Origin of the sequence: Gilliamella sp. B2838 (assembly GCF_026536185.1) — a bacterium.
Lineage (GTDB): Bacteria > Pseudomonadota > Gammaproteobacteria > Enterobacterales > Orbaceae > Gilliamella.
Window position 1 is genome coordinate 114269 of record NZ_JAFNOO010000009.1, and the last position, 18441, is coordinate 132709.

Below are 18441 nucleotides of genomic sequence, written 5' to 3' on the forward strand. Positions count from 1 at the left end.
TGATTAAATCAATCAAAATTAATTGGTTGAGTCGATCACTTTCACTTCTTTAACGTTACGTGCTTTAACTTCAATTTCAACACGACGATCTGGTGCTAAACATGCTTTTAAGTCAGCGCCGCGAAGTGCATTACATTTAGTACCTGTAACTGGTTGAGATTTACCCATACCACGAGCACTAATTAAATCAGCTGGAACACCTTTTTCTACTAGGTATTTCATTACTGAATGTGCACGTTGTTCAGATAGTTTTTGGTTGTAGCTGTCTGAACCAATACGGTCAGTATGACCAATTACAACAATTGCACTTTGAGTTGGGTTAATTTTAACAAGAGATGTTAATAGGTTATCAAGTGCTTGACGTCCTTCTGGTTTTAAATCAGCTTTTGCATAAGCAAATAGAACATCTTCGTTTAATACATAACGGTTTTCTTGAGTTTTAACTTCAACTTCTGGAGCAGCAACTGCTGGAGAACCTAAACGGTAAGTAATACCTAAAGTTAACAAGCCTGAATCAGGTGATGCATCACTTTTAGTATGAATATGTTGAGTGTATTGGTACTCTAAACGAGTAGAGAAGTCTTCGTCTAAGCGATAATCAAGACCTAATGCATAAACTGGAGATACATCAGTTTTAGTGCCACCATGACCATAATAGTCTTTATAGTCACCACTGTTTTTCCATTTAGCAATAGTCACCATACCACCAGCACGACCGTAAACATCTAAATCGTCAGAGATGAATGATAATGGATAGCTTAATTTACCAGTTAAAGAAACACCTTGCGCAGAAACTTTGCTGTTACCTGCTTTGGTATTATCATCTGACCAAGTTCTTTTATATTTAGCTGAACCTAACCAATCATAGCCTAATTCAAATGCTAAATAAGGGTTAGCTTGGAAGCCTACAAAAGCACCACCAGCAACGTTGCTACGGTCTGAAGTTTTAATGCCAATTTCATCATCACCACGAACTTTATGTGCATCTAAGCTATAAAGTTCTCCCCAACCTAATTTAGCACCTGTATAAAAAGTGTTGTCTTCATATGCTGCGTTAGCGGCAGTAGCTGTTAAGCTTGCAACTGCAATTGCTAGAGCTAGAGTTGTTTTTTTCATTTTCTTGCCTCAACTTATATGTTGTTATAGACGTTGTTTAGTTTGTTTTTATTTAAGTTTATTTGAAATAAACTAATAATAATTTATCTTCAAGTAAATTATGCTATACATAATCTTTCGTAATTATAGCATACTTTATATGCAAAGCTAGAGTTTATAATAGAACACTAAAAAAATATTTAAATAATATTATCAAATAATTTTGTTAATCACGAGTGTAAACTCATTAATGGTATTAGCTAAAACGTTTGACATAATAATAAAATCAGCTTCGAGACGCTTATCAAATTCATCTGAACCGATGTCTTCATTTTCATCTAAAATGATAGAGTCAAACTTGATTCTTTTTAACGTCAAATCACTGTGTACAATGAAATTCACACCTCTATCATCAATAATTTTCATTTTTGTGATCCATTTTCCTGAATCAAAATGAATTAGCATTTCATCACTAGTGATATCTTGATTTTTGCAACTAATAATGCCATTTCCTTCAAGCGGATCTTTCAATTCAGCTTGATCGCCTAATATAAAAGGTGGAAAGCTAAGTTTTTCTTTAGCCCAAGTTGTTAATATTTGTTCTAGCGGTTTATCAATTGATAACGGTGTTAAGGCAAGTGCGCCTAGCTCTTTACGTAAAATAGCTAAAATATCTTCGGCTTGTTTAAAATTGCTACTATCGACAATGATACGTTTATTGTCGGTATCAATCCAAAGCCAATAGTGATTATATTTACTAAAGGCTCGAGGCATGAGATCAATCATGACTTCATCTTTTAATGTCGCTTTCTCATTTTTAGTTAATTTTCTACTTAATGTTTGCTCTTGTTTATCTATCTTTTCTAATAATGCTTGTTTGATAACTGGCGCAGGTAATATTTTTGTCTCTTTTTTTATACGTAGTAAATATTGGCCATTGATATCAATAATTAAATTATCTTGGTTATCATCACGATAAGGTGATACCCAACCTATTTTAGTGGTATCAAGGTTACCACAGGGTGTAAACAGTTGGGATTTGACTGCTTTTTCAATAGTGTCTTTATTTAGTAAGGTGTCATTATTAAGTTGGTAAATAATGGCATTTTTAAACCAAAGCATGTTATTACACTTCCTAAGTTTTATTTAGGATAACTATTTTACCATAATTGTCGTAAATAAAGCGTACGATAATAATACGATTGACCTATTGTTTTATCATCAGCTTTAATTCTAAAATAGACCAAAACACTTAGAATTTATAAGATAATCCCATATAAACAGAAGTAATTGTACTGCTGTCTACCATTGGACTATCGGCAGCATCACCGGTTAATTTATCAACGTGAACACCACCAAAAGTAGCAATATTATCCGTTAATGAATATTGGGCGCCGATTTCAGCATAAGGGGTTACTGAACTATCAGCATTAAAATAACGTAATCCAGAGCGAGATGATTCTCTGTGAGACACACCATAGTAATAATCGTTATGTTTGCTGTTTGCCCAATTGATACCAATGGTTGGTACTATAACTAAATTACCCTCTAGGTAAGGTAAGCTATAATCAGCATTAGCTAAAATGCTGTTACTTTCATTAAGAACATCGGTACCAACACTACTAGAAAAACTGCCGAAGTCAGTATCAATTGAATATTCGATTTCTGCAAGTAGAGTAGAATGGCGAGTATCTAATTGTTTTAAGCGGTGATTATCAGAATCATGAGGTTTAAATTCATTAGCTAAATAGCGAGCACCAATTGAAAGACTTTGTCCATTGGCCTGATATGCATAAACACCTGCAGATAAATCATCGATAAAAAATACACCGTTATCATAATCAATATGTGGAACTGGATAAATTTTCGAGCTGTAATTTTTATATGGTGATGTTGCCCAACCTGCTCCAATTCCAATAGAAGTTGGATCAGCAGAAGCAATAGGTATGTATGTTAAAGTCATTAGTGTAAATATATAAGTAGCACAGCGCGATTTTTTCATTTTCTTTATACCCATTAAATTTCTAATGCCATTATCTGGTCGAATATTTTTGTTTTAATTGAATTAAAATGAATGGTCACAAAATCTATACATTAATTGTACATTGTAACAAACAAATTTCTTGAATAATAATGCCACATTTTATCATATTTGAATATGGATTAGTGAGATAAATTATGAGTAAACCAACTTTAGAAATGATTAACAGTCGCCCTGATGATGCCACTCTATTGGCCGACGAAGCCAAATATTGCTCTTTTGGTGATACCGTTCATTATGTTGAACCGCCAAAAATTTTCGATGGCTGTGAAGGTAGCTACATGTACGACAAAGAAGGTAAAGCCTTTCTTGATTTACAAATGTGGTATTCAGCATGTAACTTTGGTTATGCAAATGAACGATTAAACAATGTTCTAAAAAAACAGATTGATACCTTACCACAGTGTGCAAGCCAATATTTGCATCCAACCAAGATCGAATTAGCAAAAACCATTGCTCAAGGTATGGAGCAGCGATTTGGTTATCAAGGTCGAGTGCATTTCAATGTTGGTGGTTCACAATGTATTGAAGATTCGCTAAAAGTTGTTCGTAATGCAACAGGTGGTAAGTCACTGATGTTTGCTTTCCAAGGTGGATATCATGGACGTACACTGGGTGCCTCTTCAATTACGTCAAGCTACCGTTACCGTCGTCGTTATGGACATTTTGGTGATCGTGCTATGTTTGTTCCATTCCCATATCCGTTCCGTCGTCCAAAAGGCATGACTGCTGAAGAGTATGGTGAACATTTAGTTGCTGAATTTGCGCGTTTATTTGAAACAGAATATCACGGTGTATGGGATCCAAAAGTAGGTCAGGCTGAATATGCTGCATTTTATGCTGAGCCACTACAAGCAACGGGTGGTTATATTGTTCCGCCACGTAATTACTTTAAAGGTTTGAAAAAAGTTCTCGATCAATATGGTATTTTATTAGTTGTAGATGAAATCCAAATGGGCTTTTACCGTACTGGTAAATTATGGTCAATTGAACATTTTGATGTTAAACCTGATGTGGTGGTATTTGCTAAAGCATTAACTAATGGTTTAAATCCATTAGGTGGTTTGTGGGCTCGTGAAGAGTTAATTAATCCAGAAGTGTTCCCTGTTGGATCGACGCATTCAACTTTTGCATCAAATCCACTAGGTACAGCCGTTGGTCTTGAAGTGTTAAAAATGACGTCTGAAACTGATTACGAAAAAATGGTAATGGATAGCGGTGCATATTTCCTTGAAGGCTTAAAAACACTAGAGAAAAAACACAAAGAGATCGGTGAAGTAGATGGTTTAGGTCTAGCACTTCGTGCTGAAATTTGTACTGATGATGGTTTTACAGCCAATAAAGCTTTGGTTGATAAAATGGTAGACATTGGTATGTCAGGCGATCTTGATTGGAAAGGTACGAAAATGGGCTTAGTGCTTGATATCGGTGGCTATTACAAAAACGTAATTACATTTGCCCCTTCGCTACACATTACTCGTCAAGAGATTGATCAAGGTATCGAATTACTGGATCAGTTAATTACTCGAGCTAAAAAAGAGCTTTAATCCATTATTTCTAAATTTTCCCGCTAATGACTATTGGCGGGATCTCTTATTCAATTCAATCAGTTAACATTTATATCGTTATGAAATATATTAATCAGTTAGAGCCTAATGAATTAATAGACAATTTTTTAAATCATCCTCCACATAATTTTGCTGCTTGGCTAAGTGATGGTGGTGTGCCTGTTTTTTCAGCAAAGTTCGATTTATTGACAACAGCTGATGATAATTTCAAAAATAAAATTGAAAAATTACCACTATCCAAAAAATGGCGGCACTGGTTACAACCTAAAACATGTTTTGTTGGGACAACTGTCTCTGAATATGGCATGCTCAATGATAAAGTTGATGCAAAAAAATTAGCGGGTAACCTGAAAGCAAGTTATAGCAAAGAATATCCTTTTGTTATTGTTAAAGATTTACCTTTGTCTTCCCCCTTATTGAGTGATAAAGATAATCAATATTCTGCCGAATTTATATCGGCGTTAAAAAATCAAGGTTTTATTGAAGTTGAAGGGCAAGCATTAGCTTGGTTACCTATAGATTTTGATAGCTTAGATGAAGTTTTTTCACGTTTTTCATATAGTCGTCGAAAAAATTTTAGGCGGAAATTAAAATCTCGCCAAAAGCTAGAGATTAATGTTTTAAATAGTGGCGATGACTGTTTTTTTAATGATGCTGTTTTAGATAAATATTATCAACTTTATCTTAATGTTTATCAGCAAAGCGACGTACATTTTGATTTGTTAACTAAACCATTTTTCGTGCAATTATTACAGAACAAATCTGCTCAAACACGTATTTTTACTTATTATCATGACAATGAACTTATTGGTTACAATATCTGCTACGTGGTCAATAACATGTTAATTGATAAATATATCGGTATGGTTTACCCCCAAGCTCAAAATCTCAATCTCTATTTTGTCAGTTGGTTTGTTAATCTTGAATATGCAGTTGAAAACGGCTTTAGTCACTATATTGCCGGTTGGACCGATCCCGAAGTTAAAGCATCACTTGGTGCCAAATTTACGTTAACAAAGCATTTAGTTTATATCCGCAATCCTTTATTAAGAGTGGTAATACGTAAATTGATTGGTCACTTTGAAAGTGACAAGGAGAAAGTAGCATGAAATGCCCTATAATTCTCGACTTTGATCAAAGTGTCGGTGAAATTAGTGATGCTAAAAAAATAGATTTAACTGCTTGGCAAGAGACTCTGCGTTTTGGATGCTCTCGAACTAAATTTCAACAATTTAGCACAAAACTTCAACAATTTTTACCTGAGCATTATGGTACAGTTTTGATGGGAAGCGGGGATTATCATCATATCTCACTATTATTGATTGCGCGTTTAGCGAAATATTACTCAGCAGAAAATCCCATTGAAGTAATAATTTTTGATAATCATCCCGATAATATGCGTTACTTATTTGGTATTCATTGTGGTTCATGGGTCAGTTATGTCGCAAGCTTACCGTTTGTGAAACAGGTGCACGTATTGGGTATTACCTCACATGATATTGGCATTAGCCATTTTTGGGAAAATAGATGGAAACCACTTTTTCATAAAAAACTCACTTATTGGAGCCTAGGTGTTAATGTGTCATGGGCAAAAAAAATAGGTTTAGGTCATGCATTTCGGCATTTTTCTACTCCAGATGATCTTATTGCGAGTTTTTTATCTGAACAGTATCACAATGCAGAACCCGTTTATTTATCGATTGATAAAGATGTATTAAGTGAAGAGGTTATTCATACCAATTGGGATCAAGGTCAGTTACAGACTTACCACCTATTGGATGTTATTTCATCGATTAAACAGCGTGTTATTGGTAGTGATATCACCGGCGAATTGTCAATATGGCAACCATCGAACTGGTTTAAGCGCTTTTTAAGTTCGTTAGATAAACAACCCATCATACCGGCTGATAAGTTACAAACTTGGCAAAGCGAACAACATCAACTTAATTTGACCTTGTTAAAAGCATTAGTTATATAACTGAAAAATCGAATAGAAAGTGTAGTTGTTTTAATAGAAAACTACCTACACTTTATTGAATAATTTAGGTTTAATTTAATGATTGTTTTGTTGAGTTAATTTGTTTTCAGCTATCGCTAAAAACACAATTCCTGACACAATTAATATTGTTCCAATCAATTTAAATAAGGTTATTGGCTCGTTAAATAACCAAATTGATGCGATCATAACTGTCACCACTTCAAAATGAGAAGCGGCAAAAGCGGGTCCAACTGGTGCTTTTTTTAGTAAGGTCATCCAGGTAAAAAACGTGAAAATATAACCAGCAATTGATATATAGATCCATGGATTAGTAAATACGCGAACCAGCCAATCAATACTCATCGCTAAAGGTTCAGCGTGAATTGCTGCTAATTTAAAACTGCATTGTGCAATCGTATCAAAGATGAGTAATACTGTGAAGCCAATTAAATAAAATCGTGCCATATTAAGACAATCCCACAAAAATAACGCCAGCTGTGATTAAAAGCATACCAACTATACGATGAAAGGTGAGAAGTTCCTTAAAAACAATACGACCAACCAACATGATGGTAATAATATTAAATGAGGCAAGTAAAACACCCTGTGACAGTGGAACTAATGTTAAAAATGCTAACCAAAGTAGGAATTCAGCAATATAGGATATAATACCAATCCAAATCCAATGATTTTTTGATAAATCGATCCAATAGTACCAACCGTCACGATTATTTGTTGAAGTTGCAGCGAATTTAAAGGCTATTTGCCCTAAAGTATCAAAACAGATATTGCTAACCCAAAGTATGATGACTAATGGTGACATTAAGTGTTTGTTCCTTCTACTATACCGTTAAAAAAAGAAACACATTCTTTAATCACTTCGCGGCGTTGAGAATCAATGGTGATTAAATGATAACTCTCATTTAATACGATTAATTTTTTAGGTCCCGATACATGCTTTTCAACTAATTTGGCATTGGTTTCAATATTTGCGATATCATCATTACCCGAATGCATAATTAAACAAGGTGAGGTAACATTCGGCAAAATTTGTCGTACATTTTTTGCTAATAGTTGCATTTCTGCCAGCGCCGGAAAAGGGTTACCAGCAAGGCCGGCAGACGCTGCATCGCCACTAAGCATACTTTCTGAAACGACAGCACGAATTCGTTCATCTTTAAGCCCGTAAGGCGGCTTTTCAATAAAAGAAACTTTTTGAAAAATACCTAATTTTTTAAAATAGACGAGTAAGAAAAAGAATTTTTTTGCCCAAAAAGGCATACTCCAACCATCATAATAAAAAGTGGGCGCAAGCACACCCACTCCCTTAATTTGTTCAGGTCTGTCAGCTGCTAACTTTAACGCTAGCAGGGCGCCCATTGATAATCCCGCCACAAAAATATTATCTACATGGTTGGCTAGATAATCTGCGCCATCTTGTACGCTTTTATACCAATCTTGCCATGTGGTTTTACAAAGATCGGCTTCAGTCCCACAATGGCCAGCTAATTGTATTGCATAAACGGTGAATCCAGCTTTATGTAGGCCATTTGCTAAAATTCTCATCTCATTTGGTGTACCTGTTAATCCATGAATTAAAAGCACCCCATTTTTATTACCTGGTAAAAAGTAAGATAAATCTTGAATTGTACTCATTATTATTTCCTATTATTTTACCATCACAGTTGGAATAAGTGCTTGCTGTGACTGTTTTAATGCTTGAGTAACATCAGAAAAATATTTAATAGCACTATGTTCAATATTATTTTTTTGGCAATAATGAATCAATTTATCTTTGGCAAAAACAAAATCCACATTATGAGAAACACAATAATCAGACGTTCCATCACCAACATAAAGAATTTGTGGAAAATATTGCTGTTTTTTAACGTGATTACATTTACAATTTCCACTTTGTTTAATGCAATTTTGATTAGCATAAGGAAATTCAAGACGCCAGCTACGTTCATTATCGTGTAATAATCTATTAGCAAAAATAGGTAAATTTTCTATGCCATGACGTTTTAACACAAATTCAATTGCGTAATCTAATCCGTCGCTGACAACGTGAACCGGTATGTTGTTTTGATCAGTGTAATCAATGAATGCCTTAAAGGTTGGGTCAATTTCAATTTGTGATAAAACTTCATTAAGTTCTGCTAAACTGGCATCCATCAAAGCAATTTGCTTACTCATGCACTCTTGAGAACCAATTTTACCATTCACCCATAACTCTTCAAGTTCGTCACATCCGTCTTTACCGAAATGATTCAGTAAAGTATCTGTTACATCTTTAACACTAATGGTACCATCAAAATCACACAACACGATTGGCGTATGATGTTGTGAATAAGATGGATGAAATAGATGACTTGTAATTGATGAAAAATTATTCATTTTTGAAATTAAATAGCCTATTTATCGATATTGTCGCAAATTTTCTCATAGAGTGATTTCAAACTTTGTAGGCTCTTTGTATATATTTTGTAACGAGAATAAAATTGCCTGTATAATAAGGCCTTACTACTTACTGTTACCATACTGAGAATAAGAATGAGTGAACGTATACTAATTATTGAAGATGACCAGCGACTTGCTAATTTAATACAAGTTTATTTGATTCGACAAGGTTATCTTGTTCAATGGCATAATAGTGGTAATGGTGCAGAAGAAAAAATTCAACAATTTAATCCCGATTTAGTCATTTTAGATGTCATGTTACCGGAAAAATCTGGCTTTGATATCTGCCGTGATATACGTACTTGGTTCAATAATTACATTCTTATTATGACAGCAAGTGAAGATAATATTGATGAAATTGTCGGTTTAGAACTGGGTGCCGATGACTATTTGGCTAAACCTGTTGAACCAAGATTATTACTTGCACGTATTCGAGCGCTACTTCGGCGAAAACAAATTGAATTAGACAAAGATAGCAGTAAAGAAACAGCCGCTCCGCTCAATAACAAAACATTAGTTTTTGATAATCTTACTATTGATGGTGAAAATCGTAAGGTGCTATTACAAGATCAAGAAATTGATTTAACCACCGCTGAATTTGATTTGCTTTGGTTACTCGCTGTTAACGCCGGTAATATATTGACTCGTGATGATATTTTTTCTCAAGTTCGAGGAATTGATTTTGATGGTAGTGATCGTTCAATTGACGCTCGGATTTCTCGACTACGTCGAAAATTACTTGATGATCCCGATAATCCATCGCGCATTAAAACAGTAAGAGGCAAAGGTTATTTATTTATGCGAGAAGGGGATAATCATTGAGCCAATTATTAGCAAAACCCCTTTTTTTTAATCGCCGCATCGTATTTTATCTGGTCATTTTGCTTTCATTGCAATGTATCATTGCTTATGGTGCATTACTCGTATTTGATTCTTTACCTTCATCATTAACCGATATGCCAGATGATCATATTGTGTTTCGTGAGTCACAACGAGGCACAGTCAACCTGATACGCATGCGCATTAATGAAAATAAACATCGCCCTCTTCAAGAAGTGGTCAATGAATTACAACCCTATTTTGGTTATCCAATAACCATTTTACCCGCTAATACACCACTGCCTGAAACTGTACACAACGAGTTAAAAAAATTAGGTTTTTCATACGATGGTGATGAAGAGGTTGTCTATATCGATTTAAACGATGGCAAGTTGCTACAACTCGGGCCCATGGTTATGCGCGATATTTTAAAATCTAACACTATGTCACTTAGTGTTTTTTTAATTATATGGGCATTATTTAGCGCTATTATCTTCTTTATTTTGATCTATTTTGCTTTCAGTGCGGTCTGGAAAGATTTAGTTAATATTAGGCAGACAGCTGAGCAGTTAGGACAGGGTAATCTTAAGGCGCGAACGGAAAATGTCAAAGGTTGGTTATTTCAGCCATTGGCTAATGTCCTTAATAACATGGGGACACATATTGAACATTTAGTTGGGACCAATCAAACTATTTCACATGCCATGGCGCATGAACTTCGAACCCCACTGGCACGAATGCGATTTGAACTTAGCATGCTTGAAGAGTCAACCGACGAACAAGAACGGTTATTGCTACAAAAAGGTATGAATGATGACATTAACGAACTTGAAACGTTAATTAATGCTAGTTTAAGTTACTTTAAAATGCAGCAGAGTAATATTGAGCTAAATTTAACAGCAGTATCACTCAAACAGTGGAGCGAAAAAGTTTGCCAATCACTCGCATTATTCAAACCCAAAGACTTTGAGTTAGTGTGTAATAGTCAAGATGCTCAAGCCGTGATAGATATCAATTTAGCCGAAACCATTGTTAAAAATTTACTGCTAAATGCTTTTAAATATGCAGCACATAAAGCGGTATTAAATATCACCAAACAAGAAAATGGCGTTGTGTTTGAAATCGATGATGATGGTCCAGGTATTCCATTTGATGCTCGAGAAAAAATTTTTATGCCTTTTGCGCGGTTAGATACTAGTCGAACTCGTTCAACGGGCGGCTATGGTCTTGGTTTAGCTTATGTAAAACTAATGGCTGAATTTCACGATGGCAAAGCATTTGTGGTGACAAGTCCATTGGGTGGCGCACGATTTGTTGTTTCATTAAAATCGAATGATTGTTAATTATTTTTTTATAATCAATGTTTTTTTATTAAAAATAATCATAATTGTGATATGTGAGTAATTTATTTTTTTGACGTTATCATAAGATGATACTTACTTTATGCAACGGTAAGGTGAGTAACATGGCAAGCGATTCAAAAAACGCCACTCCAAATGCTTATTGGATCAAATTAGTTATCATTTTCTTTTTGGGCTGGATTGTTATTTATGCTGGGCGATCAGTTTTAAGCCCGCTTATTGGTGAATTACAAACTCAGTTTGGCTTAAATAAGGCTGAAACTGGCGGTATAATGAGCCTGTTTTTTCTTGCTTATACCGTATTTCAAATACCTTCAGGTATATTGGGCGATAAAATAGGTCGCAAGCGTGTGCTTGTGACAGGATTCATATTATATGCCATTTTTATTGCATCAATATATTTTGCTCCTTCTTTCATAATCTTTTTGATTCTTTGGATATTAGCTGGTGCGGCACAAGGCTGTTATTATGGACCACAATATGCGTTATCATCAGAAGCTATTCCTAAAAAATGGATAACGTTAGGCAGTGCTATTATTGGCAGTGGAATGTCATTTGGTATTGCCATGGGATATTATCTATCAAGTGTGATGATTTCAGTATTCCATAGTTCTTGGCAACTACCGTTTGTGGTTGTTGCTATTCCAATAATAATCGTTACTTTACTGATGGCTGTGTGTATTAAAGAAAAAGTGGCCAAACCGACAGCAACACAGGTTTCACAGTCTATAAAATTTTCGGAATTGTTCAAGAACCGCAATTTGGTTTTAGCTTATATTACAATCTTTTGTTCAATATATGGTTTTTTTGTCATTATTACCTGGTTACCAAACTATCTTGAAGCAGAAAGAGGAATGGATAAATTACAAGCTTCACAAATTGCATCAATTGTACCTTGGATCTCAATTATTGGTACTTTGTTGTGTAGCTATATATCGGATAAACTTGGTCGACGTAAACCGGTAGTGTTATGCATGATGCCATTATCATTAATTGCTATTTTTTCGATTGTGTATAGTGAATCATATGCTGTATTAATTGCAGTACTTATATTATATGGTTTTATTGGTAAAATAAGCTTGAATCCAGTATTAATCGCTTTAGTTGCCGATAATGCACCTAAAGCTTCGCTTAGTACGGCTTTTGGGTTATACAACTTTTTTGGTATGAGCGCATCAATTTGTGCTCCTTATTTTACTGGATTGATAGCGGATAAAACAGGTAGTTTAAATAGTGGTTTTTATTTAGCCGCAGCGTTAACTTTAGTGGGTATAACCGCTATGCTTTTTGTCAATGAAAAGAAAAATAAAAATTAACATTATCTTATTACTAAAACTAAAATTTTAAACTCACTAGTTTACTCAAATATAAATAATACCCAATTTTAATAGTTGTTTTAATTATATTTGAGTAATGTCACTTTTAGGTTGTCGTCACATGCAATTTTTAGGAAAACCATCGATTTTATAAAAAACATTATTTTGTCACAGTAAATACACGTTTTTCCATTTCAGAAAAACAAAAAATTTGTTATATTCTTTGGTCAAAATGATAAAAAGTGACAGAACAAATTTCTAAATTCGTCATTGAAATATTTAATCAGAGGTTTTTTTATGAGCGGTTCCTTACCGACAGAGACAGAAAATCGTCCAACTAACTTTATTCGTCAAATTATTGATGCAGATTTAGCAGCAGGTAAATATAAAACTACGCATACGCGTTTTCCACCTGAACCAAATGGGTATTTGCATATTGGTCATGCTAAATCAATTTGTTTAAATTTTGGTATTGCTCAAGATTATCAGGGTAAATGTAATTTACGATTTGATGATACTAATCCAGTCAAAGAGGATGTTGAATACGTTGAATCGATTAAAGAAGATGTTCATTGGTTAGGTTTTGAGTGGGATGGTGAAATTTGTTACTCATCTGATTATTTCGACCGATTATATGAATATGCAATTGAGTTAATTAATAAAGGTCTTGCTTATGTTGATGAACTTTCAGCAGATGAAATTCGTGAATATCGTGGCACATTAAAAGAGCCCGGCAAAAATAGTCCTTATCGTGATCGTAGTATCGATGAAAATTTAACGCTATTCCAACAAATGAAAGAAGGAAAATTTGCTGAAGGAAAAGCGTGTTTAAGAGCAAAAATTGATATGGCTTCCCCTTTCATTGTTATGCGAGATCCAGTGTTATATCGTATTAAATTTGCCGAACATCATCAAACCGGCAATAAATGGTGTATTTACCCAATGTACGATTTTACTCATTGTATTTCTGATGCAATTGAAAATATTACTCACTCATTATGCACACTTGAATTTCAAGACAATCGCCGTTTATATGACTGGGTATTAGATAACATCACAATTGACGCTCGCCCACATCAATATGAGTTTTCTCGATTAAATTTAGAGTATGCTATCACCTCAAAACGTAAATTAAATTTACTCGTGTCAGAACAAATTGTTGATGGTTGGAATGATCCACGTATGCCAACTATTTCAGGTTTACGTCGCCGTGGTTATACACCTGCTTCCATTCGTGAATTTTGTAACCGCATTGGTGTAACCAAACAAGAAAATACCGTTGAAATGAGCACGCTAGAATTTTGTATTCGTGAAGATCTTAACGAAAACGCACCACGAGCAATGGCTGTGCTTGACCCAGTGAAAGTTGTGATTGAAAACTTTTCAGAAACCTTAGATGAAGTGCTCAGCATGCCAAATCATCCAAATCGTCCGGAGATGGGCAATCGTGAAGCACCATTTACCCGCGAAATTTATATTGATCGCGCTGATTTTAAAGAAGAGGCGAACAAAAATTATAAGCGCTTAGTATTAGGAAAAGAAGTCCGTTTACGTAATGCTTATGTTATTCGTGCTGATCGCGTTGAAAAAGATGCAGAAGGTAATATACAAACTATCTATTGTAGTTATGATCCAACCACCCTTAATAAAAACCCAGAAGATGGGCGTAAAATTAAAGGTGTGATTCATTGGGTATCGGCTAAATTCGCAAAACCAGCCGAAATTCGTCTTTATGATCGTTTATTTAATACTTCAAATCCTGGGGCGGCTGAAGACTTTTTATCAACTATTAATCCAGAATCATTGATTATCAAAAAAGGATTTGTTGAACCAAGCCTGCAACATGCTGAAGTTGGCAAAGCTTACCAATTTGAACGTGAAGGCTACTTCTGTTTAGATAGTAAATATGCAACTGATGACAATTTAGTATTCAACCGAACGGTTGGATTAAGAGATAGCTGGAACGAAACTCAAGCTAAGTAATGATTATCGCCGACTTCAGTCGGCGTTTTATTTAACTTATTTTTAATTAAAATTAAAAAGTTATCACTTTTACGCAAAATATAACTAAGTAAATTTTAAAGCTAGTTTGAAACTATCTTTAGAATTATTATAAAAAACGCAGTCTTTAGCCAAAGAAGGGGCTGTACTAGATAAAATTAAAAAACATTATTTAGGTTGATTATTTTTAGATGATTCGAAAATATTCAAAATTTTTGCCATAATAACATCCAATCTATTCATGCCAATTATCAGGATTAATAATTTAAGCATCGAGCATTTAACGTTACGTTTATTCACACTATTGTCCATTTACTTCAATTTGCGATTTCTTAATACACCTTAATTTGATTCACTACAGCTGAGTTAATCCAACTAAGGTTTAGGATGAAAATCATCTATCTGATCTCGCCATTCATTGTAATCCCAAGTTACAATTTTAGTTTTCAGTATTTCCAAATAATCTAATGCCGCCTGTTTTCCGGTTGGGGTAAGCATTTGTTCTAAACGTTGTTGGATTTGCTTGTTATATTCCCAAACCGGTGGTAATTGCTCTGCATCCCACGCTAAATTATTGTCTATCTCAGTGATTTTTTGTTTTGCATAATCACTTAACAGCGACCAGGCATAAGCTTTAACCGGCTCTTGCTCCCGTCCTAATCCATAGAAATAGGCTTCAGTCATGCGCAATATGCCAATCATTGAGCTATGCTCAGCCATTAACTGCGCATAATCTATGGCTAGTTTTAAATCATCTGATTTTAATGCTCTGCGGTATTCGGTTAGTTTAGTCAGTTGTTTATATTTCTGATCTTTATATTGACGCCCATGTTGAAATAACATACGGGCTATTAAATATTCGTAGCAATGATAGCCGCCTTCAATGGCATAATTAAAATACACAATACTTTTTTCTAATTGCTCATCAGGACAGGGGCGCGCCATACCTTGTTCATCATACCCACAAGTACCTATTACGTAACCATTTTGAAAGGCAAAATAGGGATATTTTAAATCGGCAAACTTATCCCATAAATACCACTGTATTTGACTATTTTTAAACACCTCAGGTTCGACTAACGGTTTACCAGCACTATCCACTAACTGATCCCGATATTTGTGCATAAACTCAGCAAAGGACATAATGATACCGTCCTCTTTTCCTCTTTTATCATAAAAATCTTTACAACTAAGAACATCGTAATAATACGGCATGGCATTTTTATCCCATTGCCAGGCATGTTTAAGAAATTTTATCAATTGTTCAGGATTAACCACACCATAAAATACGCTATGGTCAAAGGCTGAGTTATACAGCTTTTTAGCTTCGTCTATGCGTAATAATTCATTTTCGGGAATAGTTGAAGGGTAAATGGTAAAGTCCCTAATTAAATTTTCCGGTTGATTAAGTTCATGGTTACGTTTTTTTGAATTATCAGTACTTAAATACATAAGGCCAATACCAATAATAAAACCTAAAATTATTACATAGGTTATTAACTTTTTTGGTATCGACTTGGTCGTTTTAGTAGGAAAATTCATCAAATATATTCCAAATCATTAACATTTTGCAGTAGTATTAAAACTGCATACCTTATTTTGCTTTTTAGCTTGACTAACTAAAGAATTGTGATAATGCCTAGCTCATTTATTTAACAGCGGCTTTCCTAACCCTTTTTGAAATAAAAAATCATAATGAGCTTTAACCTCTAAAAATAGACCCACTCAGGAATAAAATGTGATTTTTTATTACCTACCTCAACGTACTATTCAACATCACCACTCGCTTATTGATAATCGAGCGATAGTAAGCTCATACCTCGACATATTGGTTTTAGCTTAACCTGTTTAAAGGTATCGGGAGGGCAATCACAATTTTGCAAGACCACTAATACCATTGTCAAAGGTAATGAAAGTTTTTTAACTAAGTTAATAATCACATTGAACAGAATAGCTTGTCACATAATATCCCTTATAAATCACTTCTAATTGGTAATAAATCAGCATCACGTAATCTTAAATCAATCCGATTGATTGTTTTCACATCTTCGGTGTTTTCAATACTTGGCAAATGATCAAGCGATACAATCACAGTTCCCACCTGTTTATCGTCTTTATAAATCGGGATCACTTGATGGGCTTCGGGATAGTCGCTAGCTTTTAAGGGACTTGGGATATAAGCTATTAGTGATACACCAATTCGTTTCACAAATAGTGCATTCACTTTCGAAAAGGTCTGCATTAAGTCAATTTCAATATAGCTATCGGTAAAGACGTTTGCCAGCTCGGTAACAAAAGATGTGATTTGTTTTAAAATTTGAGGCTCGTTGGGTTCAGTGAAAAAAAAACTTATTTTAGATTGAACAAACGAATTATCTAAGGATTTAGATGCACTATAACCAATTAATTTTCCGAAAGTATTGTGTTCACCATCAATAAACGAAATCAGCGTATCACCCTCTTTATCGATTTTTTTGTGAGCGAAAGAGAGTTTTTTTAAACCAAACTCAGTAAAACCATCGGGACTATGGACTAGCGCCTCGGGTTTTACTTTCACCGTATTTTTGAACAAATACCAAGTCATTTTGGGGTCAAAACAGTGTTGATAAACCTTTAAGGCCTTTTCTAAACGGTGACAAAAATCAGCATAGGTAATGAAGGAGACTTTAGGTAAATAAATGATTATATCGAACTGAACATTTAATATCTCTCGCATAAAATATCCTCTATAACTAAGGTAAGGGAACCCAAATTGCACTTAATGCAGGGAATGAATTAACTTTTAAAATATTCAAAAAAGCGTTATACGCCCATGGCGTCATAAAAATCCAACAACAGTGGGCGTAGGGGTGTTCTGAACAAATTTTGTTATGTCTTTTCGCTTGTTTTTCAAAACTAAGCTTTTTATTTCTGCCTAACGTTTTTAACTGTGGTATCGTTTTCTCTACATCTTCAAACTCTGTCCGACTAAACATCAATGAATCATAATTGGCTTTCATTTCAAGCAGTAAACAAAACATTTCTAACCAGCCATCAAAATCGGCTCGTCCAGCAGGACCTACGTATAACCACTCTTTCATCTCAAGGGACATTTTACCGGTTTTCGGGTTCTTTGTCTTTTGCCAGGATTCCCCTGAAAATGCGCCTTGGTAATCGGCGGATAGAGCGCTCATTAATATATTTAATTACGCTAAGGTTTAGGATGAAAATCATCTATTTGGTTGCGCCACAGATTATAATTCCAAGTGATCACTTTGGTTTTCAGTGTTTCCAAATAATCTAATGCCGCTTGTTTTCCGGTTGGGGTGAGCATTTGTTCTAAACGTTGTTGGATTTGCTTGTTATATTCCCAAACTGGTGGTAGTTGCTCTGCATCCCACGCTAAATTATTGTCTATCTCAGTGATTTTTTGTTTTGCATAATCACTTAACAGCGACCAGGCATAAGCTTTAACCGGATCTTGCTCTCGACCTAATCCATAGAAATACGCCTCAGTCATGCGCAATATGCCAATAATTGAGCTATGCTCGGCCATTAGCTGTGCATAATCTATTGCCTGTTTTAAATCGTCTGATTTTAATGCTCTGCGGTATTCAGTTAATTTAATTATTTGTTTATACTTTTCATCCTGATAATGGTCACCTTGTTGAAATAACATACGGGCTATCAAATCTTCGTAGCAATGATAGCCACCATCAATGGCATAATTTAAATACTCAATACTTTTTTCTAATTGCTCATCAGGACAGGGGCGCGCCATACCTTGTTCATCATACCAACAAAAACCCATTCCCCACCCCTT

General features: G+C 34.7%; 18 protein-coding genes. 7 read left to right on the forward strand and 11 right to left on the reverse strand.

Annotated elements, in window-relative coordinates; genetic code table 11:
- Nucleotides 1–18 precede the first annotated feature (18 nt).
- The 3 genes from ompA to J3U63_RS10335 all read right to left on the reverse strand — a co-directional run bounded on the left by ompA (nt 19) and on the right by J3U63_RS10335 (nt 3097).
- Nucleotides 19–1116, reverse strand: coding sequence for a porin OmpA (ompA, locus tag J3U63_RS10325; protein ID WP_267344429.1), 1098 nt, complete (start codon nt 1114–1116; stop codon nt 19–21).
- A 192-nt stretch (nt 1117–1308) separates the two neighbouring features.
- Complete coding sequence (locus tag J3U63_RS10330; protein ID WP_267344430.1) at nt 1309–2217, reverse strand: recombination-associated protein RdgC; 909 nt, start codon at nt 2215–2217, stop codon at nt 1309–1311.
- A gap of 130 nt (nt 2218–2347) precedes the next feature.
- On the reverse strand, nt 2348–3097 hold the full coding sequence (locus tag J3U63_RS10335; RefSeq protein ID WP_267344431.1) for a MipA/OmpV family protein: 750 nt from the start codon (nt 3095–3097) through the stop codon (nt 2348–2350).
- A gap of 176 nt (nt 3098–3273) precedes the next feature.
- Between J3U63_RS10335 and J3U63_RS10340 the strand changes: the two genes are divergently transcribed.
- The 3 genes from J3U63_RS10340 to J3U63_RS10350 all read left to right on the forward strand — a co-directional run bounded on the left by J3U63_RS10340 (nt 3274) and on the right by J3U63_RS10350 (nt 6682).
- Nucleotides 3274–4683: an aspartate aminotransferase family protein gene (locus tag J3U63_RS10340; RefSeq protein WP_141671563.1), complete on the forward strand. Its 1410-nt coding sequence runs from the start codon at nt 3274–3276 to the stop codon at nt 4681–4683.
- Nucleotides 4684–4763: 80 nt separating this feature from the next.
- Nucleotides 4764–5813 carry a GNAT family N-acetyltransferase gene (locus J3U63_RS10345; protein WP_267333872.1) on the forward strand — a complete coding sequence of 350 codons (1050 nt, stop codon included), beginning with the start codon at nt 4764–4766 and terminating at the stop codon, nt 5811–5813.
- Nucleotides 5810–6682 carry an arginase family protein gene (locus J3U63_RS10350; protein WP_267371430.1) on the forward strand — a complete coding sequence of 291 codons (873 nt, stop codon included), beginning with the start codon at nt 5810–5812 and terminating at the stop codon, nt 6680–6682. The genes J3U63_RS10345 and J3U63_RS10350 overlap by 4 nt, the downstream gene beginning before the upstream one ends.
- A 75-nt stretch (nt 6683–6757) precedes the next feature.
- Here the strand turns inward: J3U63_RS10350 and J3U63_RS10355 are convergent, their stop codons facing one another.
- Genes J3U63_RS10355 through J3U63_RS10370 form a run of 4 tightly spaced genes read right to left on the reverse strand, consistent with a single transcriptional unit; the run spans nt 6758 to nt 9079 of the window.
- Nucleotides 6758–7147: a DMT family transporter gene (locus tag J3U63_RS10355; RefSeq protein WP_065634527.1), complete on the reverse strand. Its 390-nt coding sequence runs from the start codon at nt 7145–7147 to the stop codon at nt 6758–6760.
- 1 nt (nt 7148) lies between these two features.
- On the reverse strand, nt 7149–7505 hold the full coding sequence (locus J3U63_RS10360; protein WP_267333870.1) for an EamA family transporter: 357 nt from the start codon (nt 7503–7505) through the stop codon (nt 7149–7151).
- Nucleotides 7505–8338, reverse strand: coding sequence for an alpha/beta hydrolase (locus tag J3U63_RS10365; protein ID WP_065634529.1), 834 nt, complete (start codon nt 8336–8338; stop codon nt 7505–7507). The genes J3U63_RS10360 and J3U63_RS10365 overlap by 1 nt, the downstream gene beginning before the upstream one ends.
- A gap of 12 nt (nt 8339–8350) precedes the next feature.
- Entirely contained in the window at nt 8351–9079 is a 729-nt protein-coding gene (locus J3U63_RS10370; RefSeq protein ID WP_267333869.1) for an MtnX-like HAD-IB family phosphatase, read from the reverse strand.
- Between the two features lie 156 nt (nt 9080–9235).
- Between J3U63_RS10370 and J3U63_RS10375 the strand changes: the two genes are divergently transcribed.
- From J3U63_RS10375 to glnS, 4 genes are all read left to right on the forward strand, one after another.
- Nucleotides 9236–9964 carry a winged helix-turn-helix domain-containing protein gene (locus tag J3U63_RS10375; protein WP_267333868.1) on the forward strand — a complete coding sequence of 243 codons (729 nt, stop codon included), beginning with the start codon at nt 9236–9238 and terminating at the stop codon, nt 9962–9964.
- Nucleotides 9961–11304 (forward strand): ATP-binding protein, encoded by a 1344-nt coding sequence (locus J3U63_RS10380; protein ID WP_267333867.1) that lies wholly within the window; start codon nt 9961–9963, stop codon nt 11302–11304. The genes J3U63_RS10375 and J3U63_RS10380 overlap by 4 nt, the downstream gene beginning before the upstream one ends.
- A 122-nt stretch (nt 11305–11426) precedes the next feature.
- A complete protein-coding gene (locus J3U63_RS10385) occupies nt 11427–12638 on the forward strand; it encodes an MFS transporter (protein ID WP_267344432.1) in 1212 nt (403 codons plus the stop codon).
- 297 nt (nt 12639–12935) lie between these two features.
- Complete coding sequence (gene glnS / locus J3U63_RS10390) at nt 12936–14621, forward strand: glutamine--tRNA ligase (protein WP_267371431.1); 1686 nt, start codon at nt 12936–12938, stop codon at nt 14619–14621.
- Nucleotides 14622–15014: 393 nt separating this feature from the next.
- Here glnS and J3U63_RS10395 read toward each other — a convergent pair whose 3' ends face one another.
- The 4 genes from J3U63_RS10395 to J3U63_RS10410 form a co-directional block, all read right to left on the reverse strand.
- Entirely contained in the window at nt 15015–16181 is a 1167-nt protein-coding gene (locus tag J3U63_RS10395; RefSeq protein WP_267371433.1) for a hypothetical protein, read from the reverse strand.
- Nucleotides 16182–16611: 430 nt separating this feature from the next.
- Nucleotides 16612–17355 (reverse strand): Imm52 family immunity protein, encoded by a 744-nt coding sequence (locus J3U63_RS10400; RefSeq protein WP_267371435.1) that lies wholly within the window; start codon nt 17353–17355, stop codon nt 16612–16614.
- A gap of 16 nt (nt 17356–17371) precedes the next feature.
- Nucleotides 17372–17812: a Tox-REase-5 domain-containing protein gene (locus tag J3U63_RS10405; protein ID WP_267371437.1), complete on the reverse strand. Its 441-nt coding sequence runs from the start codon at nt 17810–17812 to the stop codon at nt 17372–17374.
- A gap of 17 nt (nt 17813–17829) precedes the next feature.
- A partial coding sequence (locus J3U63_RS10410) for a hypothetical protein (RefSeq protein WP_267371438.1) occupies nt 17830–18441 on the reverse strand: 612 nt, incomplete at its 5' end.